The organism is Spirosoma lacussanchae (assembly GCF_005870035.1).
GTDB lineage: Bacteria > Bacteroidota > Bacteroidia > Cytophagales > Spirosomataceae > Spirosoma > Spirosoma lacussanchae.
This window is the reverse complement of the sequence record NZ_SWJG01000003.1, coordinates 390,969-416,381: the sequence shown is the minus strand read 5'-3', so window position 1 is coordinate 416,381 and position 25,413 is coordinate 390,969. Positions and strand designations below refer to the sequence as shown.

The window sequence follows — 25,413 nt, the reverse complement described above, 5'->3', positions numbered from 1 at the left end:
AAACAACCCCTGAACGGGACGAACCGCCCATTCAGGTCCAGAAGGCTGGCCGCTTAGCAAAACCATGAAAAAACTCATCACGCTCGTTACCCTTTCGTTGACCCTGCTCTACTCAGGCGCTTCCGGCCAGAACAGACCGGCTACGGAAGGTGACTATTACCGAATCATTACCCTCCCGATTCCGGAAGACATCAAGCTCGAAGTGGGCGGCCTGGCCCCCTTGCCCGACGGTCGGCTGGCGGCCTGTACCCGCCGGGGCGAGGTCTGGCTGATCGGCAATCCCTACATGCAGGGCAGCCGGGTGCCCACCTTCAAACGGTTTGCTACCGGCCTCCACGAGCCGCTGGGGCTGATGTGGCATCCTAAAGGCTATCTGCTCTGCACCCAGCGGGGCGAAGTCACCAAGCTGATCGATACCGATGGCGACGAGGTAGCCGACGAGTACAAGTCGTTCTACAAATGGCCCCTGTCGGGCAATTACCACGAGTACAGCTACGGCCCCGTGCTGCTGCCCGACGGCGATATGGTCATTACCCTCAACCTCGACTGGATCGGCTACGGAGCCAGCCTGGCCAAGTGGCGCGGCTGGATGCTGAAGCTGACCGAAACCGGCGAAATGACGCCCTGGGCTACGGGCATGCGCTCACCGGCTGGCTTCGGCGTCCTGCGCGACGGCAGCATTTTTTATACCGAAAACCAGGGCGACTGGGTCGGGTCGGGCCGGATGACGCACCTCACCAAGGGCGCGTTTGCGGGTAACCCGGCAGGCCTGCGCTGGACGAGCGAGCCGGGCTCTCCCCTGACGCTCAAACCAAGCGATGTACCGAGTACCGGTAAGCCCATGCACGAAGTAGCCAAGACCATCAAAGAGCTGAAAGTACCGGCCGTCTGGTTTCCGCACACGCTGATGGGCATCTCGACGTCAGATTTCAAGGAAGATACCACCAACGGAGCCTTCGGCCCGTTCAGCGGTCAGTTGTTCGTAGGTGATCAGGGCCATAGCAAGATCATGCGGGTGGCGCTGGAGAAAGTCAACGGTGAGTGGCAGGGTGCCTGTTTTCCGTTCCGCGAGGGTTTCCAGTCGGGCATTATCCGCACCGTATGGGGGCAGGATGGCTCAATGTTCGTAGGCATGACGAGCCGGGGCTGGGCCGCTACCGGCAAAGACCCGTATGGCATCCAGCGACTTGTCTGGACCGGCAAAACGCCCTTCGAGATGAAGACCATCCACTCGAAGCCCGATGGTTTTGAGGTGACGTTCACGCTGCCTGTCGACCGCAAGACCGCCGAAGACCCGGCCAGCTACAGCCTCAACAGCTTCACCTACCGCTACCATAAAACCTACGGCAGCCCCATCGAGGATGCGCGGCCCGTTCCGATCCGGGGCATCGTTGTGGCTCCGGATGGTATGAGCGCCCGCATTGTAGCCGATACGGCCCTGCGCGAAGGGTATATCCACGAAGTGAAGCTGGAAGGGGTTCGGTCGGCTTCGGGAAACCTGGCCTTACTGCACCCCACCGGCTATTATACGCTCAACGCCATTGCCCCCGGTGAGCGGGCTACGGTGGCAGCCCGCCCGGCTTCCGCCAGCCACGACCACAGCGCCATGATGGCCAGCACCGCCAAAGACGCCGGCATGGCCACCAAAGGTAAAAGTGCTAAACCCGCTGCCCCCAGCCGCACCACAGCCGGTCCGCAGCGCGTCAAACGCATCACGGAGCTACCCGCCGACTGGACCAACGGCCCCGACCAGACCCTGACGATCGGGACAAAGCCGGGCCTAAAGTTCGATACCGAGAAGCTGGAGGTAAAAGCCGGTAGCCGGGTAAAGCTGGTCTTCAACAACAACGACGACATGCTGCACAACTGCGTCATCACCAAACCCGGCGCGGCCAATGCCGTCGGCAACGCAGCCCTCCGGCTGAACCTGAACGGTCCTAAGATGAACTACGTGCCCAACTCGCCCGACGTGCTGTTCCACACGAACATTCTGCAGCCCGAGAGCAACGAAAGCATCTATTTTGTAGCGCCTACCGAGCCCGGCGATTATCAGTTCGTCTGCACCTTCCCCGGCCACTCGTCGCTGATGCAGGGCACCCTGAAAGTTGTCAAGTAGAGACGCGACCCCTCGCGTCTCATATGCGTCAGCAACGTTTCCCAACCGACAGCATCATCCGGTAGATGTGGCCTTGGCTGACGCGTATGAGACGCGAGGGGTCGCGTCTCTACCAATGGAAACGACGATCTGCCATGAACGCTCAGAAGATGACACTCACATACCGACTGATAGTAATCGCTTCCCTATTTCTCCTCGGCCACTTTACCTACGCCCAGCAACGCCGACGCGCCGATGACACGTCGCACTATCGCACGGCGCCGGTACCGGCCCACCTGATGCCGATCGAACGAGCGGCTGGGTCTTCGGCGCTGGGCAGCGTTTATTTTTACGGGGGCAAGAAACTATCGTCGCCCTACTCGCTGGAAATTCCGTTCTACGAACTCAACGACCCGACAGTTACGCATCATTTCCAGACCTTCCGGACAATGACGACGCTGGGGAGGCTGGTCGGTCTGGCCCCGCTGGTCTATGTGCTCATTCCCAAAAACCGCAATAACGGCACCTACTGGACGATATTTGGCAGTTCGGTCGTGGCGTCGCTGACGTTCAGTATTATCGGCAACAGCCAGGTCAACAAAGCCGTGACGCGGTACAATCAGATGCTCCTTCAGCCCCGGGTGGGCTTGTCAGTAGCTCCCGTTCCGCTAACGGGTCAGGGGGCCATAGGCGCAGGTATGGCCTGGTCGTTTTAACCCATTCGTGCCCTGATCCGTTATTCATCAGGAACGAACCGTGATTCTTATGGAGATTCTGATTACAGCGGCTGTTATCGGCTATATCATCTACCTCCGCTACTATGCTGATCTGCGTACCGAACCGGATAAAGAGCGGGAACGGCTGCAGCTTGGCATCCGCCTGTACGATACCGACCAGCTGGAAGCCGCTTACCAGTACTTCGACCAGGTTATTCAGGAGCGTCCGCAGTCGAGCATCGCCTACCTCTACCGCGCCCGGTGTCTGCTCAAGCTGGGCGATACCGACGCGGCTCTGCAGGATTTGAAAACCGGCAAAAGTTACGACAACACCGTAGTTGATATTCATACCGAAATTGGCCGTATTCTCTACGACCAGCAGGCCTATGCCGACGCATTCACCGAGTTTGACCAGGCCGTTTTTCACTCGCAGGGGCGCGAATCGATGCCCTACTACTGGCGCGGCCTGACCCGTCAGAAGCTGCACCAGCCTCAGGAAGCCGAACAGGATCTGGAGCAGGCTACCGCCCTCGAACAGCAACATGACCTTATGAATCCGCCCGCTTCAGCTACTTTCTTCGACAGGCGCTTGCTGATCAATGCGGCCTTTGTGCTGCTCCATAGTGTGGCGCTGCTGTATGTGATCAAAGAATCGACGGTAATTCACTGGCCCTATCTGATGGCGGCTATTTCGGCGGCCGCCATTGGCTTTGCCGAACCCCGCAAAGGCTGGTCGCTGGCGTTGCTGCAGGCGGCTTCGATCTGGCTCGGCTATACGTTCCTGACCGAAACACCCGCCAACGGGGGCGAGCGGGAGCTGGAAGCGTTCAATCTGTACGGCTCCATGGGGCTGACCTTTGTCGGGAGCTTTATCGGGAGCGTTTTAAAACGGTCGATGACACGGCGGTGAGCTATTTTTTGGTATTTTGCTTACCCAATCATCTGACCTATGAAAAACCGGTACATCGTTCTTGTTTGCCTTCTTTTCGTTTCCTTTTATCCTTCTTTTGCCCAAACTGTACTGGTCAACCGCGACCCCCAGATCGCCGACCTCATCGCCCAGGTATCGGCCGATAGCTTACGCGCGCACATCAATGGGCTGGTTAGCTTCGGCACCCGCCACACGCTGAGCACTACCTCCGACAAACAGAAAGGCATTGGTGCCGCCCGGCAGTGGATTCTGGGCAAGTTTCAGCAATACGCCAAACAATCGGGCGGACGGCTCACCGCGACGCTCGACACCTGGACGCTCCAGCCCGACGGACGACGAATCGACAAGCCAGCCGATATGGGCAATGTGATGGCTACGCTAAAAGGCACCGACCCTACCGATAACCGGGTATTTATTGTACAGGGGCATATGGACAGCCGCGTAACGGGCGTCATGAACCGAACCGCCGTAGCACCGGGTGCCAACGATGACGGCTCGGGCACAGCCGCGGTTATCGAGTTATGTCGCGTGCTGAGCCGCAGCCAGTTTCCGGCCACGATTATTTTCACCACCCTCACCGGCGAAGAACAGGGCCTCCTGGGTGCCGAACACCTGGCCGAGCGGGCCGTTCAGGAGAAGTGGAGCCTCGAAGCGGTGCTGAACAACGACATCATGGGCAGCAACCACAGCAACGAAACCAACATCATCGACAACACCCGGCTGCGCGTGTTCAGCGAAGGACTACCGGCCAGTGTGCTCAAAGACACGACCGGCCGCATTGCCCAGATCCGGAATTTCGGCAATGAGAACGACGGGCGCGCCCGAACCCTGGCCCGCTACGTGAAAGAACTCGGCGAGCGCTACGTAGAAAACCTGGAAGTCGTGCTGGTCTATCGCAACGACCGCTACCTGCGCGGGGGCGACCATACGCCTTACGTACAGCGTGGTTTTGCGGCCGTTCGCCTGACGGAAATGAACGAAAACTACAACCACCAGCATCAGGACCTACGCACCGAAAATGGGGTTGAGTTCGGCGACTACGCCAAGTTCATGGATTTCGACTACCTCCGGAAGAATACCGCTGTTAACCTGGCCACCCTGGCCAACCTCGCCAAAGCCCCCGCCGTTCCACAGGCCGTAACGATCGACGTACGCAATCTGACCAACAGCACGGCCCTGTACTGGCAGGCCCCTAAAATTGGCAAACCCAAAGGCTACTATGTCCTGATGCGCGAAACCTACTGGCCGTTCTGGCAGAAGAAGTTTTTCACGACCAAACTGGGCATGACCCTGCCTTACTCGAAAGACAACTACTACTTTGCGGTTCAGTCGGTTAGCGAAGACGGCAACGAAAGTCTGCCCGTTTTGCCCGTTCCAAACCTGCGGTAGTTTTTCCACCGTACGCCTATGTCTACCCTCTCCAAGCGACAGTTTCTGAAAACGATGGTTGGCGCAACGACGCTGATGGCCGGGCAATGGTCGGGTCTGACCGAAGCACTCGCATCAGCAGGGCAACAGTCCGCGGCTGAGCTGGCCCGCGACGACGATTTCTGGCTGAAGATCCGGTCGCTATATCCGGTTACGAACGAGTTTACCCAGCTCGAGAATGGCTATTACTCGCTGGCCGCCCGGCCCGTACTGGAGGGGTACCTGCAACACATCCAGCAGGTAAACGCGGTGTCGTCTTACTACATGCGGACGCGGCAGTTCAGCGATAAACGACTGGCTCAGGAACAGCTGGCTCAGCTGCTGGGCTGCTCGACCGATGAATTAATCATTACGCGCAACACCACCGAGTCGCTCGATACGGTTATTTCGGGGCTGACCTGGAAAGCCGGCGATGAGGTCGTCATGGCTCAGCAGGATTACGGCGCCATGCTCGATATGTTTCGGCAGCAGGCCCGGCGCTACGGCATGGTGAACCGGTTGGTTTCACTACCCAACCATCCTCAGTCTGACGACGAGCTGGTGCGTCTCTACGAACAGGCCATAACGCCCAAAACCCGGATGCTGATGGTTTGCCACCTGGTCAACATTACGGGGCAGATTCTGCCTGTCCGGAAAATTACCGAGATGGCCCATAAACACGGCGTTGAGGTTCTAGTCGACGGGGCGCATGCGTTCGCGCACCTGGCCTTCTCGATCGCCGATCTGGGTGGCTGCGATTATTACGCCAGCAGCCTGCACAAATGGCTCGGCACCCCCCTCGGCGCCGGTATTCTCTACGTGCGCCGGGATAAAATCGCCCCCGTATGGCCACTCTTCGCCGACAGCAGCGTACCCGATACCGACATTCGGAAACTCAACCATACCGGTACGCACCCCGTAGCCACTGACCTCGCCATTCAGGACGCGATTCGCTTTCATACCAGCATCGGTATCGACCGCAAGGAAGCCAGGCTCCGCTACCTGCAACGCTACTGGACCGATCAGGTACGCAAGCACCCAAACATCACCCTCAACACGCCCGAAGCCCCGGCCCGCTCCTGCGCCATTGCCAACGTGGGTATAGCCGGAAAAACGCCGGCCGAACTGGCGAAAGTACTTTTCGATCGGTACAGGATTTTTACCGTTGCCATCGATAACGCCAACGTACGGGGGGTTCGGGTAACGCCCCACCTCTATACCACGACTGCCGAGCTGGATACGTTTGTCCGGGCGCTGACCGAACTGGCGGGCTGATCGGGCTAGTGGTCACCAGCTCCCGTACTTCGCTCCCGGATCGTGCCGCACTCCTCCTCCAGCTTTTTTGTCTTCAGCAAACCAAACTGCTTCCGCTGGGCCTCGGTCAGGGTCGGGTATACGTTCTGACATAGGTAGGCCGACCTGTTTTTATCCTGGTCAATAAAGAAACACCAGTATTCGGGGTCGGTTCCGGCCTTCAGAATGCGATCGCCCAGCCTGATCCGGACCAGATCGCCCAGTATCGACATGCGTCCAAACGGCTTCGGCGCTCCTTGCTGAGCCAGCGTCGACAACTGCCCGGTCTGAAGGTCAATGACCCGAAGACTATCCCGGTACAGAACCAGCAGGTGAGAATCGGTTCGCCCGTCGGCGGCATAAAACAAGACATCGGAACGAGACGGGACCGATGGCAGCGACAGACTGACCAGACTGTCGGCCCGCATGTCGCGCAGCACGAGCTGACCATTTCGCTGCCGGAACAGGCCGTGCGATGCACCGATCAACACCGGCGAGACCAGCTCGGGCCAGGGCGTAAGCGTCCGCTGCCCCGCCAGATCGTAGCGCACGGGCTTCCCCGGAAACGAACGGGTCGTATAGATCAGCTGGCCCACTTCCGGATAAACCCAGTGCTGAGCCGCCTGAGGCACCCATAACGTACGCTGGTTCAGACGCAGGCTGATGACATGCAGGGCGCTGTTCATACCCTCCTTGCCGGGCTGCTGCGTATGAATCAGTACCGCCGACTCGTCGGGAGAAAAGGCCTGGATCGTGATAAGCTCGAACTGCCCCAGCCGCGGCCCCGCCGTACGCACTGTTCCCGGACCCAGGTCGTATACCACCAGCTGATCGTTTGTGACGACAGCCAGCCGATTGCCCCACATAGACAGCTGATAGGCCGCCACGCCGGTGAGCCGGTACCGCATGGCGTTATTATGAAGGTCATAGACCCACAAGCGATCCTGGCTACTGACCACCACCGACGGAGCGGCTCCGTTGACGAAGCTGACGCTGAACTCGGCCCGCGAAAAATCGGGCGAATCGACCGACAGGGCTTCCAGAAACTGACATACCTCATCGGTGGGCTTGCCGGTCAGCTGGTACAGATGCGCCTGCTGGTAGTTGTCGACCACCACGGCGTATCGACCATCGTCCGACAGGGCCGTAGCCGATGTGTGCGCAACCGCCATCGGAGCCAGCAGATTATCCTGTCCGGTTTTCAGATCGATAATCCGAAGCCGGTAGCCGGGCAACGTATCTTTCTGATAAACCGCCAGCGAGTGGCCAGCCAGCCGAAACGCAGCGGCCCGGGCCTTGTAAACGATCGTGTCGGGCCGACCGGGCCGCCGTTGTCGTACGTCGAGCGTTTCGTCGGCATAGAGCGTACCCACGTAAGCCCGACTGGCACTCATGCGCACATCCCGCCCTACATAAGCCGCAAACGGCCGCTGGCCGACACTATCGATTTCGTTCCAGAGCCGGAAGGCAACCCCATGACGCCCGCGTTCGTACTGCGGCAGGGCCGATGCATGGATAGCGCTGGCAAACAGACGCTTGTTTTCTTTCGAGGTCTTGTACCAGTACAGAAACGAAACCAACGCCCCTACCGACACCAGCGCGAAGAAATACGTCAGCCGTTTGTAGCGCCGACGGCTTAGGTTGGCCTGGCTGAGCAGGTCAGCATTGGCGGCCTGCAGGGCCATGATCCGGGTAAGCTGGGCGTCTTTTTCCCGCTCCAGCTGAATAGCCAGCTCTTTGGCCCGGGTTTCCCGTTGCAGCTTGATGGCCTGCTCGCGCAGTTCGCGGTCTTTACGGGCGCTTTCTTCGCGCAACTGCCGACGCTTAACGAGTGCTTCGCGCAGGCTGCGTACCTTCTCGACCGGTTCGACCAGCGAGTCGTGGCTGAGCTCGTAGGTTTCGCCAAGGTGGGTCGTTTCGCAGCGAATGAGCCGGGCCAGTTGCAGCTTCTGAATGATCTGTTTCTTGTGATCATCCGGAAAATCACCCAGCAAACGGAGCATTTTGGCTTTCGACAGCCCAACGCGCCGACCACCTTCTACCAGCTCGTTCTCGATGATGTGGCTGGCGGCAGCGCGTTCCGGGCCGTCGCCCACCGTACGGAGCTGGGTTCGGTAAAACTTGTCCAGGATTCGGTTGATCTCTTTCTCGCCCGAAATAACCGACCGGTCAACCAGGGCGGTGAAGGGTTCATTACGGGCCGCGCTTTCCCGAAACTCCTCTTTCAGCCGACTCTCCACATGCTGACAGACAATCTGCAGCTGCGATCCTTCGATCTCGCAGTTTTCGTTGCTGAGCGTACGGATAATCTCTTCACGAATCACCGGATCGAACGAAAAGGCAGGCGTAGCAAATGGCCCTTCGGCCTGGTCCAGCCGGGCGGGCAGGTCGATGGCATCGCGGGCGGCTTCTTCGCGCAGCGGCCCCAGCTCGTAGCGGTTGCGCAAAATCAGGGTGATGTACGGCTTCAGGCTGTGCATCTCGGCCAGCCGATCTGACCGGATCGCCATGATGCACTTCACAGCAGGCTGGCGGCTCCAGGCAATGGCCGAGGGGGTGCGGTCGGCGGCTGGCAGATCGAGCAGCCAGTTGATCACGCGGGCCGGGGCCTGGTCGTGCATCAGCTCGGCCAGCTGCGATGCAAACGCCTGCTGGTCGGCCAGCGGATAGGCAAAGAACTCTTCAAACTGATCGAAAACCAGGATCGGAACAAGACCATTCGGAAAGGGCCGGGCCCGTAGCTGCTCCCAAAGTTTCGGATTGGCGGCATCGAAGGGTATCGTAACGGCCGGTTCGGGCAGGCCCGCCTGCTGCCAGGCTACCGACCAGGATTCGGTCAGTATATCATGCAGGACCTGGAGCGGCACGTGTCCGCCCGACTCGGCGGTGTCTTTGGCATTCTCCTGCTGAAACCGCACCCGAATCGGGTAATATCCCAGCGGTGTCAGCTTCGGAAACAGACCCGCGCTCAGCAACGAGCTTTTACCGAGGCCCGACTTCGAGAACAGCACAACCACCTGCTCGGCCCGAACCAGCTGAAGCAGCTCGGCCGTTTCGCGGCCGCGTCCGAAAAAAATTCGGTGTTCGTCGGCCTCAAATGAGCACAGGCCCGGGTAACGGTCTTTGGTAGCGGGTCGGTCGGGATTCATGGCATCGGCAGCTGCTCGTATTCGGCCTGTAAGCTCCGCAGAAAGAGTCCCAGATCATCGTCGATGAAATAGCACTTGAATTCCTCTTCGAAAAACTCCCGGTTAAACTGTTTATAATCCAGCCCTTTCGGGAATATTGAAAACGCCCTGTCTTTCTGCTTGATCAGCTTCAGAACCGTCTGGAACACGATCTTGACGTACCACTGGTCGAAGTCGAACCCCAGAAACAGGTACGACTTCGGGCTATTCTCACCGGCCGTAAACTCTTCCATCACCTGCGGGTCGAGGGCCGGGTTTCGGTTCAGGATCCGGTTCGTAAAATCGAGCAGCTGGCTCTCGGTCAGAATCATGGACGGCCGGTCGCCAAACCACCCGAAAATATTGTAGAGCAGCAGCTGACCCGGCTCGAGCGGTCGCGGGCCCGCCGGTGGCAACCCGTCCTGGGCGTTGGCTAAGCTATAGTAGCGATGCACGCAGCGGCCCGGCGTCTGCTGATTCAGGAGCGTTGCCAGTTCGTTATCGGGGTTGGTGTTGATCACGATGCGGAACGGCAGCTGCGCCAGCTGTTCGTACAGGCGCGTGTCGGGCTGGCAGGTTTCGTAAAACTCCTGCGCCAGCTTGGCCTGCATACCCGGAATGTTCTGGGTCAGGTCGCTGTAGCGCTGCGCGATATAGGCCAGGTTAGACGCTTCGCGCTCGTCGTAATAGATATTTTGCTGCTGCATATCGCTGGCCAGCGCCTTGGCAAACGCCCGGTTGAAGGTAGTCGTCTGCAACGGCCCGCCATCGGCTTCCTGCACCTCGCAGAGCAGCGTTCCCGGCCCCAGAAACAACAGACAATGTCCATCCCGGATCGACTGGGCCAGCTTCCGGAGTCGCTCCGGAATACCCGTTTCCAGCTCGCGGAGCCAGTCGGGGTATTCGGTATCGTCGGGATGCTGGGTAGCCACCTGTTTGACCAGGGGCAGGAGCCGGTTGCTCTTTTCGGCCTTCAGAATGATCTTCTCCCACAGATCGATGGGGGGCGTTCCGTTGAAGGGAATACTCAGCGTGTTGATCCCAGCCACCGTGGCTACCTGCCGGGCTGCGTCGGGCTGCTGGTACTTCTGCGCCAGAGAAATTTTCAGCCGAAACCGTTCGCGGGGAGTCAGTGGCATACCGGTGTGGTTAAGCGATCAGCTGATCAAAGGCTTCTTTGACCCGCAGGCCGTTGATCCCCTGGTTACGAACAACGGTCTGGCTCGACTCGGGATCGACCAGCTCACCACCGGCATGGTGCAGTGCCACTACCTGCCAGGCCGAGTTGAATACGGGCGAGCCCGACGAACCAGGCAACGTATCGGTCAGGTACTGCACGACCTGTTCGTCGACGCCCGTTACCACGTTATGATACAGCGCAATCTGCTTAGGGCCGCCAGCCGGGTGCTGAATGATGTTGACAAAATCTTCTTTTTTAGCCGCCGTCGGGCTGAACGTCAGCGTTCCGTATTTAGCCGCCGGATTCCCTTTCACCTTTACGATCGTATAATCGAGCACAGCGGTTTCGGGCCGGTCGGTGCTGGTCGTAAAAGCCGCGTCGGGGTCGAGGCTGAACTCTTCTACTGGTGCATCCAGCCCCTGCAATGTCTTCTGGAAGTTGAACTGAAGCACCGACTGCCGAGCCGTGTCGATGCTGTCGATGACGTGATTATTGGTGATCACGTAATTATCGCCCACCAGAAAGCCGGTTCCCAGCCCGGCGGGGGTAACTACGCGAACTACGGCGCGGGCGCAAACGAGGCCCTGTTCGAGGAAGCTGATGGGCAGCAGCGTACTCTTGCTACCCATGATTTTCTCGAGTCGTTTCTCCTCTACCGGTGGCACGGCCGCTACGGCTACGGGCTTGGGGGGTTCAACGGGTACCTGCCCTTTTTTCAGGTTCTCCAAGATACCCTTCAGCGTTTCATCTTCGGCGCCCATCTCGTTGGGGCTGGTCACGACTTCGAGCAGGGCGATGATCTTGTTCCAGTTGTTAGCCGTTGTGCGCGCGTAGTCGAGAATGTTGAACCACATAACCGCCGGGTTGCCGGAAATGTCTATCTGCAGGGTGTTGTAGTTGGCCCGCTCCACAACCGCAATGGCTGCGTTCGGCTGCCGGTAAAGCCGGGCCAGCCGGTAGTTCAGTATAGTAAGGGTCTCGTTCCAGTTCATACAAGGGTAAGGTTATGGGCGTAAAAGATCGGGTTGCTCAGTGGTCAGTTTATCAATAAGTTCTTCCATTTTGCCGGGCGTATCCACGCACCAGTCGACCAGTTGAGCAATCTGGTCAGCGGGTACTGAGCTGGCAAAGGTGCCTGTTGGAAATCCCAGTTGGGTAGCCACCATGTTAATGTTGGCCGTATTGCGATACGAGCGCGATAGCAGGCTCAGGATGTCGGCGCCCCGGGTACCACCGAAATACGTTTCCCGAATATTTTCCTTAAGTAGTTCGAGGTGGAACTGGGCTCCGCTCCGGGCCTGCCGCAGTTGCAGGGGTGAGCTGTAGGCAGCATCGAAGAGTGGACTAACCGGGTCAGGGCTGATCAGATACCGACCGTTGTAGCCAAATCTGGTCCGGTACATCTCGAAGAAATCGGCCACCTGCTGGCGGCTATCCGTGGCCTGTACCGTACAAAACACATAATCGTACAGCAGCACGCCATCTTTTACGTACTCGATCAGCGAATAGGGTTGATAGTCCGGCGCATCTCGTTTACCGACCACCTGCACCTGCGACTCATCATCGATGCAGAGATACGCACGCGGAATATCTTTGACCGAGTCGAACCGTTGTTGCCACTCTTCCGTCATACGCTGCCACCAAACCTCGGTCAGGGTCAGAACCAGGCCTGGTTCCAGACTGAGCCGACGCCAGATGCGGTTCGATATGACCACCGGAATCCCGCCCGACACGTCGGTGTCGCGAACCAGACAGGCTACCCGCTGTCCGCCCGGATCGGGTGCCAGCAGGTTCGTTCCGATGCCACCCAACACGAACTGCGACTTCCCAAACGGGTCATAGATGGGTCGCCCGTCGGCCACCCTAACCCGGATTCGGGTGGCCTGCTCGCTCCAGAACAGACCCGGCACCCGCGGTACCCAGTCACTAAGCGTAAATTGATCCAGATTAACGGGCATATCGGCTGTGTTACCAGGATTAGCCAGCACGGTCCGCCAGAAATCAGACTCGTGCATAACGTTCATCACTGACTGGGCTCGCCCACCAGCCAGACTAGTGTCTAGCTGGTCAGCAACCGCATAATTTTCCAGCGTTTCAATCACGCGGGTGGCCTTATAGGCATCAGCAAACGACTGGGCGGGCGACAGAACAGGTGGCATAGGATTAGCGGGTTACGGACTGAATGAATGCCTTCAGCCGGAGCGAAGCTTCGGGAATGGCCAGCAGCGTATCGAGAAAGATCCGCTGTTCGGCCGGGCTAAGGTCGTCGGGCTGCTTTTCTTCGTTGTCCAGCAACTCCTGCAACCGGGGCGACAGCTGAATCAGTTGCTGCACTTCCGTTTCGAACATCATCTGTTCTTCTTCGTTCTCGGGCCGGGGCATGGTTTCGAGCGTCACAAAACCGGCCAGTATACTCAGTATGGGCCAGGCCACCACGTCGGCGGGGGTTTTGTGCAGTAGCGCAGCCGCGGGCGGTATAGCCAGCGCATCGGCAGCCTTCAGCACACCATTGCCGAAATACAATCGAACGTCGTTGTCGAAGCCGGGCGCAATCGCCTTGCGGGCCGACGTAAACAGGGCATGACGCGTAGCCTCTACCTGCTGCCAGCCGGGCAGGGCCGCCAGTTCATCGAAATACTTCAGCCGGTACAGCGCTGCCGCTGCCGCCACCTGGGGCGTAGCCGCCGACGTACCGGCCCCAGCCAGGCTGACCACATGGTCACAACCGATCTTGGCCCAGGGCACATTCGGCGTAAAAGCGGCAATCGATCGATCCATCAGCCGGCGCGGGCCGAAGTTACCCTGCATCAGGCTGACCGGCGCGTCGGGCTGGTAGTAGGGCGACCCATCGAAGGTAACTCCGCAGGCCGCCGTAACCCGGCCAAACCGGGCGGGGTATACCAGCGTACGGGGGGTGGCCCGCCCGAAGTTGTTACCAGCCGCCGACACGATGAAGATGCCTCGCTCGTACGCTTCATTCACGACATCAGCCCAGGCGTTGGAAGCCAGACCGCCCATACTCATTGTGACGACATGACAGCGGGTGACGGGGTCGTCGTGGAGCCGGATGATGTACTCCATAGCCTGAACAAACGCCCGGGACCGAAACAAAACGACACTCCTGGCTATCCGGATGGGAATGATCTCGATGTGTTCGGCCAGCCCCAGACTATCGTCAAAACCGGCCTCATCGAGTCGAATTCGCTTGCCGGCCAGGATAGACAGCGTACCGGTTCCGTGGCCGGGCTGGTTGGTAGCGCCCCCCGACCGCGGGTCAACGGCTGAGTCGGGCGCTTCGCCCTCAATGAAGTTGCGTTCCAGATCGTGCCGGATAATCGTATCCGGAAACGTATGGTGCGTAGGGTCGTAGCCCGTGTCGAGGTGAGCGATCCGTACCACCTGACCGGGTTGGGCGTTGATCTGGTCGCGGGCGGCTTTGAGCTGGGAGAAGTCGCTGCCGAGGTGCCAGATCCGTTTTTCGGCCCTCCCGTCGCGGGTGGGGTAGGTCCAGTGCGGATCGTAGTCGTTGTTACGGCTGCAGACATCGCCCAGGTCGCCGAACGATTCGAGTTGCAGCAGCCGGTCGTCGTAGGCCGGGTTCCGAAACGGATAGTGGTTGATGTAATCGGGTTCAGCAAAGGCCACGCTGGCCCGCTGGCGCGCCAGATGCGCCCGATCCCAGGGGCTGGTTGCGGGAGCCAGTTCGGCTGGAGTAAATCGTTCGGTAGCAGCCTCGGTCAGCAACGTAGCGGCATCGCCGTCAATAATGAGGCCATCCTGGTAAATTTTCATCGCACTTCGGGCAAATGGTGTGTGTGTGTTCATGAATATGGATGAAATGAAGCCAGAATTTTTGCCTTATTTAGTAAACGGTAAATAACAGATACAGAATAGGTTACGTATGCACCCGCTACTACTCATTAGTCGTCATTTGAGCCATAAATGGAAATATATTTCGCCATAATTTTTCGGCGGGCCGGGCCGCATATTGATTCTGGCTTACCGATGCATCAGTTGGCGGATAAACTGCGTACAGTAGGTATGGAAAGAAATTGGCCTTTCGCTAGTGTTGCGACGGGCTGTATTGATTTTTTTGTACTTTAGAGTCTCTTGTCTGTCTTTTCGATCAATCCATCAAAATGCATCTTCTATGAAGCGTTCCCTGTACGTGTTTTGTCTGCTCGGCCTCATTACGCTGTTAAATGCCTGTAAAAATGATGACCCGGCTCCGGTTTCACCCGTTGTTGGCCGGTGGGAGTTGAGCCGGGGACTGCTTAGTGGATTCCCTGCTTCCTCGAACATTAACGGAGCGGCTATCGACCTGTATTATTTCGAGTCGTTCGGCTCGACCATTGATGTCTACGCCGACAATACGTTCAATACCAACTATAAAAACGTTACGGTCGATGATGCTCCCGGAACCTGGACGTTTTCGAACAATAGCCTGGTCCTGAAATATGATACTGGCGAAGAGGAGACCTACACGTACTCGAAAAATAAGAACGTTGAAGAGCTGACGGCAACGAAACCCATTAGCTACACCCTGCCGGTCTCGACAACGGCAACGGCAGCGGGCCAGCTGACAACAGTATACAGAAAGTAGGCATACGCTCATAAACCCTATAAAAAAAGCGTCCTGACAGGTGTCAGGACGCTTTTTTTATAGAATTGGCTCATCCGGGCCGGGTTTCAGCAGCGCCGACAATCGTTTGGGCGCGACCTCCCGGTAGGCAGCCGACAGGGCGTCGAGCAGGGTTTCTTCGGCTACCTTGGCGAGGCTGACCAGAGTCCAGCCCTGGCGGCCCCACTTATTCGGTACGGGATAGATAACGGTCCGGTCGAAGGTCGAGAACAGGTCCTGATCCCGCTCCGACAGTTTGAGGCAGACCCGATTCTCTTTCTGGTTCAGGGTCACGACAATTTTCCTGGCGACCCGGAATGATCTTTTGTCGAAATGGGGTGTTTCTGTCATTTCGGGGAACGACAGGGCCATCTGCCGGAATCGTTCGATGGAAACCATATGATGCGTTTGCGGGTGATTTAACGCTAAGTACGGCAACCTTAGGCAACTTTAGCCACGGCCGACGAACAAAATACTTCACCCGGTCCTGGTGTTGCCCCATCAATCGACGGGGCAACCTGTCAAAAAATACCCCACCTGCCCCAAACCTCCGCGGGGCGGCATGTTACAATCCAACCCCCAACGCCTTCTTATCGACGTCCGCGACTTGCCGACAAAATCTCCTGTACGCTTGTCCACTGAATGGCAGAATAGCGGTCGTTGTCGAGCGGTTGATTCTGGGCGCCATCCGGAGTCAGGGCTACCGATGCATTTGCCCCCGAAACGTATAATCGAATCATGGATGAGTAATAGAAATAACGTTTGACCCTTTATATACTATCTGTTTCAGGGGTTACCCGCTTGCTAACGACAGGATGCACCCAGACCAACAGCCTCATCCCTCCCGGCCCGTTCTGGCGAACTGGTTGCTGGCCGTCTGCCTCGCCGTGCTGATGCAGGCAGCCAGCCTGGGCACTGCTTCGGCCCAGTCGACGGTAAAAGCCGTTTCGCTGTTCGATGGAAAGACCCTCAACGGCTGGAAAACCGTTGACCCCGCCCATGCCCGCCTGTGGTCCGTGGCCGACAGCGCTATCCGAAGCGGTGATGGCGTCAAAAAAATACCCGCCAATACGTATCTGCATACCATCAGCCAATACGGCGACTTTGAGTTTCGCTGCCTCTTTCGGCTGTCGGGCAATCCGGCAACGGGCATGATCAATAGCGGCATCCAATACCGATCGGTGCTGCAGGGCGACTCGATCGTTGGCTACCAGGCCGACATAGGCACCGGTTTCTGGGGCGACATCTATGACGAACATCGGCGGGGAAAACTCGTCAGTGGTGATCTAAGTACGCTGAAACATGTACTGAAGGAAGGCGGCTGGAACAGCTACATCATTCGTTGCCAGGGCAACCGGCACGAACTGTACATCAACGGTGTGAAAACCGCCGATTATACCGAAACCGACAGCCGGATTCCGCAACGCGGGGTCATTGCTGTTCAGATTCACAGTGGAGGAGCGGCTCAGGTCGAATTTCGCGACCTTACCCTGACCGAACTCTGACCGCCTGTAGTAACGCTGCTCCGTATCTGTTAGACGCGACATACCCCATGAACAAACTCACTATCCTGTTTCTCCTCACCGGCTCACTGCTCCTGACCAGGCCAGACAGCACGGCCCAGACCCCAGCCAGCAAGACCAGCCAGGACACCGAAAAAGTAGACCGCGACTACGCCCTCGAAGCCACCATGCTCGGCTATTTTGCCAAAGACGGCGCCCGCAACCCGACCCTGCGCGCCAACAAAGGCGACCGGGTCCGGATTACGATCACCAACGGTGAGCTGATGACGCACGATATCGCGCTGGAAAAACTCGGAATCAAAAGCAAAACCCTGCAGGAAAAAGGTACCAGCACCAGCATCACCTTCAGAGCCGACAAAAGCGATACCTATTTCTGCACCGTGCCGGGCCACCGCACGGCCGGTATGGTCGGTACGTTCGAGGTGGTTGAAGGCGCCATCGCTACCGCAACCGTGGCCGGTCAACTGCCGATGCGGAACGGCAAACCCATGAACCTGAATTTCGAGACCGGCACCCTGACCGACTGGACCGCCACCGGCGATGCCTTTACGAACGCCCTGGTTGATCAGGACCCGTCGCCGGTACACGAGAAAGACATGACCATCGGCTTTGGCGGCAAATACTTCCTGAGCAGTGGCGGCACGGTAAACGCGAAGCGGACCGGCACACTGACCTCGGCGCCATTTCGGGTCACGCAGCCCTTTGCGGCCTTCCGGGTGTCGGGTGGTGCGTTGCAGGATACACGGGTCGAGCTGGTACAGGCCGGTACGAACAAGGTAATTTTTCATAGCACCGGTCAGGGACGCGCCACGCTTCAGCCGGTTGTCGTCGACCTGCAGGCCTATCAGGATCAGGACATTTTTATCCGGATTATCGACAACGAGACCGGCATTTCGCAGATTCCGTATATCCCGCACGACAAGTGGGCGCATATCAACTTCGATGAGTTTCTGTTCTACCCGACCCGGCCGGTATTCGCCAACGAGCTGCAACAGAAAGACATCATCATTCTGCCGCCCCTCGATCCGGTGCTGAACGCCGGGCTGTCGGGTATCGAGGCTGCCAAAGCCATGAGCCTGCCCCAAGGCTTTCGGATTACCCTGGCCGCTGCGGAGCCGGACATTGTAAAACCAATCTGTTTTACGTTCGACCCGCGCGGTCGGCTGTGGGTGGTTGAGTCGCATACCTACCCCGTTCCGGCTCCCGAAGGCCAGGGACGCGACCGCATCCTTATTTTTGAAGATACCAACGGCGACGGTACACTCGACAAGAAAAAGGTCTTTGCCGAAGGCCTGAACCTGGTCAGTGGTATCGAAGTCGGGATGGGGGGCGTATGGCTTGGCGCGGCTCCTTATCTGTTGTTTATCCCGGCCGACTTCAAAAATGACAAGCCCGCCAGCCCTCCCCAGAAGATGCTCGATGGCTGGGGCACCGACGATACGCACGAGGTGCTCAACAGCCTGCGGTGGGGCCCCGATGGCTGGCTATACGGCACCCACGGCGTCTTTACGCACTCGAACGTCGGCAAGCCCGGCGCGCCCGATGCCGAACGAACCAAACTGAACGCCGGTGTATGGCGGTTTCACCCCACCACCCACCAGTTCGAACTATTTTCGGAAGGCACCAGCAACCCCTGGGGGCTCGACTTCAATGACTACGGACACGCCTTCGTTACGGCCTGCGTTATCCCGCATATGTACAACATGATTCAGGGCGGGCGCTACTTCCGTCAGGCTGGCAAGCATTTTAACCCGTACACCTACGACGACATCAAAACCCACGCCGACCACGTACACTGGGTGGGCGAACGGGGGCCCCATGCGGGTAACTTCCGGTCGGCCTCGGCCGGAGGTGGTCATGCGCATGCCGGTGCCATGATCTACCTGGGTGGCGAGAGCTGGCCCCGCGAATACCGCAACGACATTTTCATGAACAACATCAACGGGGCCCGGCTCAACCGCGATCATCCGGCCCGCGCCGGGTCGGGCTACGAGGTGAACCACCGCCCCGATTTCCTGGTCATGAACGACTCCTGGTCGCAGTGGCTGAACATGAAATACGACCCCAGCGGCTCGGTATGGGCTATCGACTGGTACGACAAAAACCAGTGCCACAGCCCCAACCCCGATGTGCATGATAAAACAATGGGTCGGATCTTCAAGATCACCCACCAGAACGACAAATGGGTACAGGTCGACCTGGCCAGTGCCTCCAGCCGTGAACTTGTCAGCTACCAGCTGCACCCGAATGAATGGTACGTACGGCAGGCCCGCACCCTGCTGCAGGAGCGCGGCCCCGACAAAAAAGTCCACAAAGCGCTGAAGGAAATCCTGACCAACAACCCCGACCCGACCCGAAAGCTCCGCGCGCTCTGGGCTCTGCACGTCACGAAAGGCCTGAGCGAAAAAGACCTGACGGCCTTGCTGGTGCACGAGAACGAATACATCCGAAGCTGGGCCATTCAGCTACTGGCCGAGAACAAAGCGGTTTCGCCCGATGTGCTGAAACAGTTAGCGGCTATGGCCCGGCAGGACAATTCAGCCCTGGTGCGGCTCTATCTCACCTCGGCTATGCTCCGGCTCGAACCGGCGAAGCGCTGGGAGGTGATGGATGCCCTCGTGCAGCGGGTAGAGGATAAAGATGACCACAACCTGCCGCTGATGGTCTGGTACGCGTCTGAACCGCTGGCGGCTCTCGATATGAAACGCGCCCTGGAGATGGCTCAGAAATCCAAAATGCCCAGGCAACTGACCTATACCGTTCAGCGTATAGCCGCCATCGGCACCGACGATGCGAAGAAGCTGCTCAAAGAACTGAACGACCGCCTGGGAAAACGGGATCACTCGCCCGAAAACCACGAACTCCAGACGCTGATCGCCAAAGCCCTGGAAGAATAGAGATACTCGCCGGTCCGTGGGGACACGGACCGGAAGCTCGAACCAATTACCCCCACAACGTCCTACGGCGTTATCGTTAAACAACCGGATCAACAGCCCGGCCGACTATGAAAAAGACCCTGATGACCGCGACACTCCTGCTCGGCTGGCTTACCGGCGCACAGGGCCAATCGAAATCACTGTTCAACGTACGCCGGCAGCAGGCCGCCAGCACAGCAACAACCTCACCCACACCGGCCAGGGCGGTTGTGCCGTCGGGCGACTTCCGAAAAACGACGCTCACCCGCGATTTTCTGTCGGAGGGCGTAGCCGTAGCCGACCTGAACAAAGACGGCCGGATGGACATTGTGGCGGGCTATTACTGGTTTGAAGCACCCAGCTGGACGCGTCACGAAATGGCCCCGTCCCGCGTTTTCGACCCGCGTAAAGAGTATAGCGAATCATTCCTGAACCTGGGCATGGACGTCAATCAGGATGGCTGGGACGACGTGGTCGTTGTCGATTTTCCGGGCAAGCCCGGCTTCTGGTTCGAGAACCCGCAGGGGAAAACCGGCGCCTGGCCCAGGCATATCCTAGCCGATTCAATGGGTATTGCCAACGAGTCGCCTGGCTTTATCGATATCGACGGCGACGGCCGTCTGGATATCCTGTGTGGCGACCGGGCCAAAAAACAGATCGTCTGGCTGAAAGCACCCGCCAAACCCGGCGAAACCGAGTGGAAACGGTTTGCGCTGAGCCAGGAGAACGTGCCCGGCACCGAGATTTTTTCGCACGGCATCGGCTATGGCGATGTCGATAAAGATGGGCTGAACGACGTTGTGGTGCGTGAGGGCTGGTATAAAGGCACTACCGATATAAAAGGAGGGAACTGGGTATTTCGCCCGGCCAATCTGGGCGAACCCTGCTCGCACATGCAGGTGCTGGACGTCAACGGCGACGGCCGGAACGATGTAGTCAGTGCGTCGGCCCATGCGCTGGGTATCTGGTGGCATGAGCAGATAATCGACGAGCAGGAGCAGATCAACTTCAAAACGCACCTGATGAGCAACACCACGTCCCAGACTCACTCGTCGATCATGGCCGATCTGAACGGCGACGGTCGCGCCGATTATATCACCGGCAAGCGTTTTCTGGCCCATAACGGCCGCGACCCCGGCGACGGTGATTCACCCATCCTGCTGTGGTTTGAGTTTACGCCCGGCCAGGCTCCCTATTACAAAGAGCACGTCATCGACACCGACTCCGGCGCGGGTCTCAACATTGTAGTGCAGGACATGAATGGTGATAAAAAGCCCGATATCATAATCGCTAATAAAAACGGGGTATTCCTGTTCGAGAACCGGACAAAGAAATAACGCTCTTCCCCGCGTTGGTTGTCTTCACTATACTTTCGCGTCTTCTTCTCTTTTTCCAGCCTTTGGCTTTTTGTTCGCGTCTTTGTCATCCCGACCGGGCAAAAAAGCCGCTGCGCCCATCCGGACGGACGGGCGCAGCGGCCAGGTAGGTTAGGTTAGTCGTTTTATTTATCAAGTACTACGGTTCCGCCAACTACGTAGGCGCCGGCTTCGGTAGCCAGCGAGTAGACGCGGTCAACAGTGCGTACGGCGGCTTCTGTCCGCACAACCCGGTACGCTTCGGCCCGACCATTTTCGGTCCGGTACAGCAACTCGCCGGTAGCTACCTCGCCCAGAGCTTTGCGGCCGGTAGCCGTCAGTACAGGGTGGTTCGCCGTGGCTTCGAACAGTACGGGCGCGGTGGGCTGCGCCTGCGTACCGGCCGTCAATTCAGCCGCCGGGGTCAGCCATACACCAGCGATGGTGAATGAACCGGCTTCGTGAACGGTGAGCTTCGTGACTCTGGTTGGCAGAACGGTTTTAGTGGCAGTTGCATAGCCCTGGATCACATCACCGGCCTGCAGGGTGCTGATTGGTTTCGAGCTGCCGTTGGCCAGCGTTACGGGTGCGTCGGCGGCAAAGCAAAAGTTATACTCGTCTTTTTTCTTGTCGCCCCCTTCTTCACTTTTGCCGCTGCCACCGGCCAGCAGGCCGGCCATCTCGCGCGACAGCACAAACGTCAGCGTCGACATCAGCCCGGGCTCTTTCTCCCCTACGTATTTCAGGTCGTCGATGTAGGCATCCCACGCTTTCCGATCGGCCGATGCGCCCGGAATAACGAACGACTTCACATCGCCTGATTTCTCGTTTTTGTAGATCGCCAGCAGCCCCAGCTCTTTGGTATCCTGGGCGGTAAAGACCTTGTAGAGATAGATTTTTCGGGTAATTCCATCGCTATAGGTAAAGACATAGGCCGGGCGCTCCTCGTAGCGGTCCAGGATAAATCCACCCGATTTGAAATAGGTGTCTTTATCGAGGTTCGCAATTTTGATGGCTTTGACCGCCGTAGCCTGGTCGGCGGTCATACCCATGCTGGTAGCTGTCGACTGCGCCCAGACGCGCTGGCTTAAGGTTTGCGTCGTAACGGCGCAGACAACGAAGAGCAGAATGGCAAATAGGTTAGTTTTCATAGTTGACTTGGTTGTTGGTTAGCCTACCCGGGCCGCAATGGCTTCTACCGTCCGGCGAGCCGATGTAAAGGCACCGGCCATCCAGGCGGTCAGGTAGGTTGTATGTTCACCGGCAAAATAGATGTTTCCATCGGGCTCCAGCAGGGCGGGGTAATATTTCCTGCGGGTAGCGTCGTCGTAGGTAGCCCAGCCACCAGCGCTATAGGGGAGCCGATGCCAGGCCAGCGAGAACGAATTCTCAAATTCGGCGGGGTACTGGGGGTGAATTTTACCGCCCTGCGCCAGTGCCAGTTTCTCCCGTTCGGCAACCGACATGGCGCCTACCGCTTCGGCCCGGCTGTAAAAATTGTAATAGCCGATCAGCACGCCCTTGCGCCCCTGGAACCCAAACGACGGATACCAGATCTGGTTGATGTCCATGTTGGTACGCGAAATGCCACCGTATATCCAGTCGTCTTCTTCCCAGAAACGCCGTTTGAATTGCAGCCCGATCTTGCCGGTTTTGATGTAGGGCACAAAATCGGCCGCACGCTTGACGGTGCCGGACAGATCGGACTCCAGATTTTTCAGCATCGGCAGCGGCAGCGTACAGACGCAAAATTCGGCGGCCAGCTCGGCGGGTTTCCCATTGCGCTGGTACACGACCCGCACGCCTGATTCGGTCTTGCGCAACTCGGTAACGGGTGCGTTGAATACGATTTTACCGGCCAGTTTCTTCTCCAGCGCTTTCGGAATAGCATCCATGCCGCCTACGGGCTGGAGCAGGGTGGTCTGTTGTTCGTAGATATAGTCGCCAACGTTGTAGAATACGGGCTGGTTGAATCCCGAACGCAACAGATCGGTCAAACCAAAGGGGTCGGTCAGCTCGCCGGGCGACTGCCCCGCACCGGGTTCGCGGCTGCTTTTGTAGCCGCGCCGGTTGGTGCCTTTGTACAGATGGGCGGTGTTGAGGTCGCCTTCGTTTTTCAGAAAATCGACCAGCTTCTCGATATCTTCTTTAGTCAGCTGCTGATCGAGAGCACTCTGATCCAGGGATTTGGCCAGCAGCTCGGCCGTATAGCCGCGCATATCGTTGTGATACTCTTTGATACGCAGCCGCCGGTTGGCGAGTGGGCCCGTGCCGCCGTCGTTGTAGAGATAGGCCGCTTCGTTATTGCCGTTAAAGATCTGAAGCGGCACTCCCAGCTCCCGGCAGTACTGCAGGGTCAGCTGGTGATGGTGCGGAATACGGGCCGCTCCGCCGTTGAAATAAAGTCCTTCTTCAAACTGGCAACTCTGTGGCGTACCTCCACCCAGCTCGGTCTCGGCAGTACCGCCCCGAACCGTCCAGACGCGCCCGCCCGAACGCCCCCGGGCCTCCAGCACGGTACATTCATAGCCTAACTTCCCAAGTTCATAGGCCGCGGCCATACCAGCCAGTCCGGCCCCCAGTACAACAACCTTACGCCCTTTTCCATCGCTGGTACGTCCGTTGGCAGGCAGGCTCAATGCCGAAGCGGGGGCTGGCTGCAGCAGACCCCATGCCAGTAAGCTAGCGTAACTGGCTGATGTTTGGTTAATAAAGTCACGACGAGTCATAGAACGGGGGAAGAGAGGAGCCGGGAGTGCTGAAGGAAGCGAGGAGGAGCGGATCTGCTGAACAATGTCCGGTGCCCCTTTCCTGCTCCTTCCTCCCAGACTCCTGTAGTTAACCTACTACTTTTTTGAAGCTGTCCATGAACATGGCCATTTCGTCCATAGTACCCACACTGACCCGGCAGTAGGGCTGGCCATTGAAATCACGCGTCTGGATACCGATGCCATTGGCAAACATCTGGCCTTCGAACGTTTTAGGTTTCATCCGGATGGGGAACAGGATGAAGTTGGCCGCTGACGGAATCACCTCGTAGCCCAGGGCGGTGAGGGCTTTGGTCGTGAAATCACGGGCTTTGGCGTTTTCGGCCCGGCAGTGATCCTGCCACGCTTTGTCCTGGTAGCTAGCAATACCGGCCATGAGGGTAGTGATACTGACCGCAAACTCGCCGTTGGTGTACGGCTTCAGCAGCTTCAGCATTTCCGGCTGCGCAATGGCATAGCCCAGTCGCAGACCGGCAAACCCGTGGATTTTTGAAAACGTACGGGCCAGAATAAGGTTCTGCCCTTCGGCCACCAGCTTACCCAGTTTGGGGCGGGCGGCCGGCTCGTAAAAGTCGATGTACGCTTCGTCGACGAAGACCGGCACTTTAGGGGATACCTCCTTACAGAAGGCTTCCAGATCGGCCGTTGGTACAACGGTACCGGTGGGGTTATTGGGGTTGACCAGATAAACCATTTTCACCTCGGGCGTCAGCTTCGACTTGATGGCATTGAGGTCATACTGATACTCTTTGGTCATCGGAATCGATACAATCTTGGCTCCCATGCGCTGCGCCCGTTCCAGCAGGTCGTCGTAAGTCATGGCGCTGGTTAGAATGGTGCCGCCCCCTTTGGCAAAGTGCGAAGCGGCTGCCATCAGAATGTCTGACGAACCCGGCGACATCATGATATGTCTGGCCGTTACGCCCTCGTCGGCCGCAATCAGGTTCTTTAGCTGGGCAAACTCCATCCAGGCGTATCGATTACCAAGCTCGCTGGCTTTGATGAGCGCTTCTTTAGCACTGGGTGCAATTCCCAGCGGGTTTTCATTGGCCAGCAGCCGGGCCCGCAGCTTGGGCATCGTATCGGGAGGAGACGTCAACGGAGCAAACTCATTGACGAAGACCGAATGGCCGGGCATACGCTGCACATCGGCTTTAGCAACGCGTAAACCAGCCGTAAGTCCGGCGGTTAATAACCCACTGGCACGCAGCCAGTCACGACGAGTTAGAGATGACGACATGATATCTGTTTTATTTTTTTCAGATAAAATTAGACAATCTCCCGAGGACTTCAAAGGCCGGACAGGAGTACTGCCAAAGGCCACGATATTAGGCAATAAACTAAAATAAACTATCGACTACAGGTGATTATTATTCGGCCTATTTAACTTTTCACAAAATATTATATTATTTTCTCAAACAAAGTCCATACAACCTAGCGGT

The 25,413-nt window shown here is 57.9% G+C and carries 19 protein-coding genes; 9 read left to right on the top strand and 10 right to left on the bottom strand.

Translation table 11 applies throughout. The features are described from left to right. The first annotated feature begins 64 nt into the window (after nucleotides 1–64). From FBR45_RS14865 to FBR45_RS14845, 5 genes are all read left to right on the top strand, one after another. Nucleotides 65–2,116: a plastocyanin/azurin family copper-binding protein gene (locus FBR45_RS14865; RefSeq protein ID WP_138503670.1), complete on the top strand. Its 2,052-nt coding sequence runs from the start codon at nucleotides 65–67 to the stop codon at nucleotides 2,114–2,116. 149 nt (nucleotides 2,117–2,265) lie between these two features. Next, on the top strand, nucleotides 2,266–2,811 hold the full coding sequence (locus FBR45_RS14860) for a hypothetical protein (RefSeq protein ID WP_246082254.1): 546 nt from the start codon (nucleotides 2,266–2,268) through the stop codon (nucleotides 2,809–2,811). A 49-nt stretch (nucleotides 2,812–2,860) separates the two neighbouring features. Further along, on the top strand, nucleotides 2,861–3,721 hold the full coding sequence (locus FBR45_RS14855; RefSeq protein WP_138503668.1) for a tetratricopeptide repeat protein: 861 nt from the start codon (nucleotides 2,861–2,863) through the stop codon (nucleotides 3,719–3,721). Nucleotides 3,722–3,760: 39 nt separating this feature from the next. Next, entirely contained in the window at nucleotides 3,761–5,131 is a 1,371-nt protein-coding gene (locus FBR45_RS14850) for a M20/M25/M40 family metallo-hydrolase (RefSeq protein WP_138503666.1), read from the top strand. An 18-nt stretch (nucleotides 5,132–5,149) separates the two neighbouring features. Then, on the top strand, nucleotides 5,150–6,424 hold the full coding sequence (locus tag FBR45_RS14845) for an aminotransferase class V-fold PLP-dependent enzyme (protein ID WP_138503664.1): 1,275 nt from the start codon (nucleotides 5,150–5,152) through the stop codon (nucleotides 6,422–6,424). 5 nt (nucleotides 6,425–6,429) lie between these two features. On the opposite strand, the gene FBR45_RS14840 is transcribed toward FBR45_RS14845, so the two are convergent. Genes FBR45_RS14840 through FBR45_RS14820 form a run of 5 tightly spaced genes read right to left on the bottom strand, consistent with a single transcriptional unit; the run spans nucleotide 6,430 to nucleotide 14,614 of the window. Then, a complete protein-coding gene (locus tag FBR45_RS14840) occupies nucleotides 6,430–9,591 on the bottom strand; it encodes an nSTAND1 domain-containing NTPase (protein WP_138503661.1) in 3,162 nt (1,053 codons plus the stop codon). Continuing rightward, nucleotides 9,588–10,748: an SIR2 family protein gene (locus FBR45_RS14835; protein ID WP_138503659.1), complete on the bottom strand. Its 1,161-nt coding sequence runs from the start codon at nucleotides 10,746–10,748 to the stop codon at nucleotides 9,588–9,590. The genes FBR45_RS14840 and FBR45_RS14835 overlap by 4 nt, the downstream gene beginning before the upstream one ends. A 10-nt stretch (nucleotides 10,749–10,758) precedes the next feature. Continuing rightward, entirely contained in the window at nucleotides 10,759–11,781 is a 1,023-nt protein-coding gene (locus FBR45_RS14830; RefSeq protein WP_138503657.1) for a trypsin-like serine peptidase, read from the bottom strand. A 12-nt stretch (nucleotides 11,782–11,793) separates the two neighbouring features. Further along, the gene (locus FBR45_RS14825) at nucleotides 11,794–12,948 is read right to left on the bottom strand and encodes a hypothetical protein (protein ID WP_138503655.1); all 1,155 of its coding nucleotides are present in this window, start codon (nucleotides 12,946–12,948) and stop codon (nucleotides 11,794–11,796) included. Between the two features lie 4 nt (nucleotides 12,949–12,952). Next, nucleotides 12,953–14,614 (bottom strand): S8/S53 family peptidase, encoded by a 1,662-nt coding sequence (locus tag FBR45_RS14820; protein ID WP_138503653.1) that lies wholly within the window; start codon nucleotides 14,612–14,614, stop codon nucleotides 12,953–12,955. A gap of 325 nt (nucleotides 14,615–14,939) precedes the next feature. Between FBR45_RS14820 and FBR45_RS14815 the strand changes: the two genes are divergently transcribed. After that, entirely contained in the window at nucleotides 14,940–15,392 is a 453-nt protein-coding gene (locus FBR45_RS14815) for a lipocalin family protein (RefSeq protein ID WP_138503651.1), read from the top strand. Nucleotides 15,393–15,449: 57 nt separating this feature from the next. Here the strand turns inward: FBR45_RS14815 and FBR45_RS14810 are convergent, their stop codons facing one another. Further along, nucleotides 15,450–15,809, bottom strand: a complete 360-nt coding sequence (locus FBR45_RS14810; protein ID WP_138503649.1) for an MmcQ/YjbR family DNA-binding protein — start codon at nucleotides 15,807–15,809, stop codon at nucleotides 15,450–15,452. A 191-nt stretch (nucleotides 15,810–16,000) separates the two neighbouring features. Next, complete coding sequence (locus FBR45_RS26395; protein WP_171044901.1) at nucleotides 16,001–16,150, bottom strand: hypothetical protein; 150 nt, start codon at nucleotides 16,148–16,150, stop codon at nucleotides 16,001–16,003. A gap of 75 nt (nucleotides 16,151–16,225) precedes the next feature. Here FBR45_RS26395 and FBR45_RS14805 point away from each other — a divergent pair, with 75 nt between their 5' ends. From FBR45_RS14805 to FBR45_RS14795, 3 genes are all read left to right on the top strand, one after another. Then, complete coding sequence (locus FBR45_RS14805) at nucleotides 16,226–16,915, top strand: 3-keto-disaccharide hydrolase (protein WP_138503647.1); 690 nt, start codon at nucleotides 16,226–16,228, stop codon at nucleotides 16,913–16,915. A gap of 47 nt (nucleotides 16,916–16,962) precedes the next feature. Then, nucleotides 16,963–19,830 (top strand): PVC-type heme-binding CxxCH protein, encoded by a 2,868-nt coding sequence (locus FBR45_RS14800; RefSeq protein WP_138503645.1) that lies wholly within the window; start codon nucleotides 16,963–16,965, stop codon nucleotides 19,828–19,830. 107 nt (nucleotides 19,831–19,937) lie between these two features. Then, nucleotides 19,938–21,185: an FG-GAP repeat domain-containing protein gene (locus FBR45_RS14795; RefSeq protein WP_138503643.1), complete on the top strand. Its 1,248-nt coding sequence runs from the start codon at nucleotides 19,938–19,940 to the stop codon at nucleotides 21,183–21,185. Nucleotides 21,186–21,349: 164 nt separating this feature from the next. On the opposite strand, the gene FBR45_RS14790 is transcribed toward FBR45_RS14795, so the two are convergent. The 3 genes from FBR45_RS14790 to FBR45_RS14780 form a co-directional block, all read right to left on the bottom strand. Continuing rightward, nucleotides 21,350–22,354, bottom strand: coding sequence for a Hint domain-containing protein (locus FBR45_RS14790; RefSeq protein WP_138503641.1), 1,005 nt, complete (start codon nucleotides 22,352–22,354; stop codon nucleotides 21,350–21,352). 18 nt (nucleotides 22,355–22,372) lie between these two features. Continuing rightward, nucleotides 22,373–23,932: a flavin monoamine oxidase family protein gene (locus tag FBR45_RS14785; RefSeq protein ID WP_138503639.1), complete on the bottom strand. Its 1,560-nt coding sequence runs from the start codon at nucleotides 23,930–23,932 to the stop codon at nucleotides 22,373–22,375. 109 nt (nucleotides 23,933–24,041) lie between these two features. After that, complete coding sequence (locus FBR45_RS14780) at nucleotides 24,042–25,211, bottom strand: pyridoxal phosphate-dependent aminotransferase (RefSeq protein ID WP_138503637.1); 1,170 nt, start codon at nucleotides 25,209–25,211, stop codon at nucleotides 24,042–24,044. Between the last annotated feature and the right edge of the window lie 202 nt (nucleotides 25,212–25,413).

What these genes read in the sequence shown, in the direction of transcription:
- FBR45_RS26395 (WP_171044901.1), bottom strand. Translation starts at nt 16,150, where the DNA reads ATGATTCGATTATACGTTTCGGGGGCAAATGCATCGGTAGCCCTGACT.
- FBR45_RS14805 (WP_138503647.1), top strand. Translation starts at nt 16,226, where the DNA reads ATGCACCCAGACCAACAGCCTCATCCCTCCCGGCCCGTTCTGGCGAAC.
- FBR45_RS14860 (WP_246082254.1), top strand. Translation starts at nt 2,266, where the DNA reads ATGACACTCACATACCGACTGATAGTAATCGCTTCCCTATTTCTCCTC.
- FBR45_RS14855 (WP_138503668.1), top strand. Translation starts at nt 2,861, where the DNA reads ATGGAGATTCTGATTACAGCGGCTGTTATCGGCTATATCATCTACCTC.
- FBR45_RS14790 (WP_138503641.1), bottom strand. Translation starts at nt 22,354, where the DNA reads ATGAAAACTAACCTATTTGCCATTCTGCTCTTCGTTGTCTGCGCCGTT.
- FBR45_RS14815 (WP_138503651.1), top strand. Translation starts at nt 14,940, where the DNA reads ATGAAGCGTTCCCTGTACGTGTTTTGTCTGCTCGGCCTCATTACGCTG.
- FBR45_RS14785 (WP_138503639.1), bottom strand. Translation starts at nt 23,932, where the DNA reads ATGACTCGTCGTGACTTTATTAACCAAACATCAGCCAGTTACGCTAGC.
- FBR45_RS14840 (WP_138503661.1), bottom strand. Translation starts at nt 9,591, where the DNA reads ATGAATCCCGACCGACCCGCTACCAAAGACCGTTACCCGGGCCTGTGC.
- FBR45_RS14780 (WP_138503637.1), bottom strand. Translation starts at nt 25,211, where the DNA reads ATGTCGTCATCTCTAACTCGTCGTGACTGGCTGCGTGCCAGTGGGTTA.
- FBR45_RS14820 (WP_138503653.1), bottom strand. Translation starts at nt 14,614, where the DNA reads ATGAACACACACACACCATTTGCCCGAAGTGCGATGAAAATTTACCAG.
- FBR45_RS14810 (WP_138503649.1), bottom strand. Translation starts at nt 15,809, where the DNA reads ATGGTTTCCATCGAACGATTCCGGCAGATGGCCCTGTCGTTCCCCGAA.
- FBR45_RS14795 (WP_138503643.1), top strand. Translation starts at nt 19,938, where the DNA reads ATGAAAAAGACCCTGATGACCGCGACACTCCTGCTCGGCTGGCTTACC.
- FBR45_RS14800 (WP_138503645.1), top strand. Translation starts at nt 16,963, where the DNA reads ATGAACAAACTCACTATCCTGTTTCTCCTCACCGGCTCACTGCTCCTG.
- FBR45_RS14825 (WP_138503655.1), bottom strand. Translation starts at nt 12,948, where the DNA reads ATGCCACCTGTTCTGTCGCCCGCCCAGTCGTTTGCTGATGCCTATAAG.
- FBR45_RS14865 (WP_138503670.1), top strand. Translation starts at nt 65, where the DNA reads ATGAAAAAACTCATCACGCTCGTTACCCTTTCGTTGACCCTGCTCTAC.
- FBR45_RS14835 (WP_138503659.1), bottom strand. Translation starts at nt 10,748, where the DNA reads ATGCCACTGACTCCCCGCGAACGGTTTCGGCTGAAAATTTCTCTGGCG.
- FBR45_RS14830 (WP_138503657.1), bottom strand. Translation starts at nt 11,781, where the DNA reads ATGAACTGGAACGAGACCCTTACTATACTGAACTACCGGCTGGCCCGG.
- FBR45_RS14850 (WP_138503666.1), top strand. Translation starts at nt 3,761, where the DNA reads ATGAAAAACCGGTACATCGTTCTTGTTTGCCTTCTTTTCGTTTCCTTT.
- FBR45_RS14845 (WP_138503664.1), top strand. Translation starts at nt 5,150, where the DNA reads ATGTCTACCCTCTCCAAGCGACAGTTTCTGAAAACGATGGTTGGCGCA.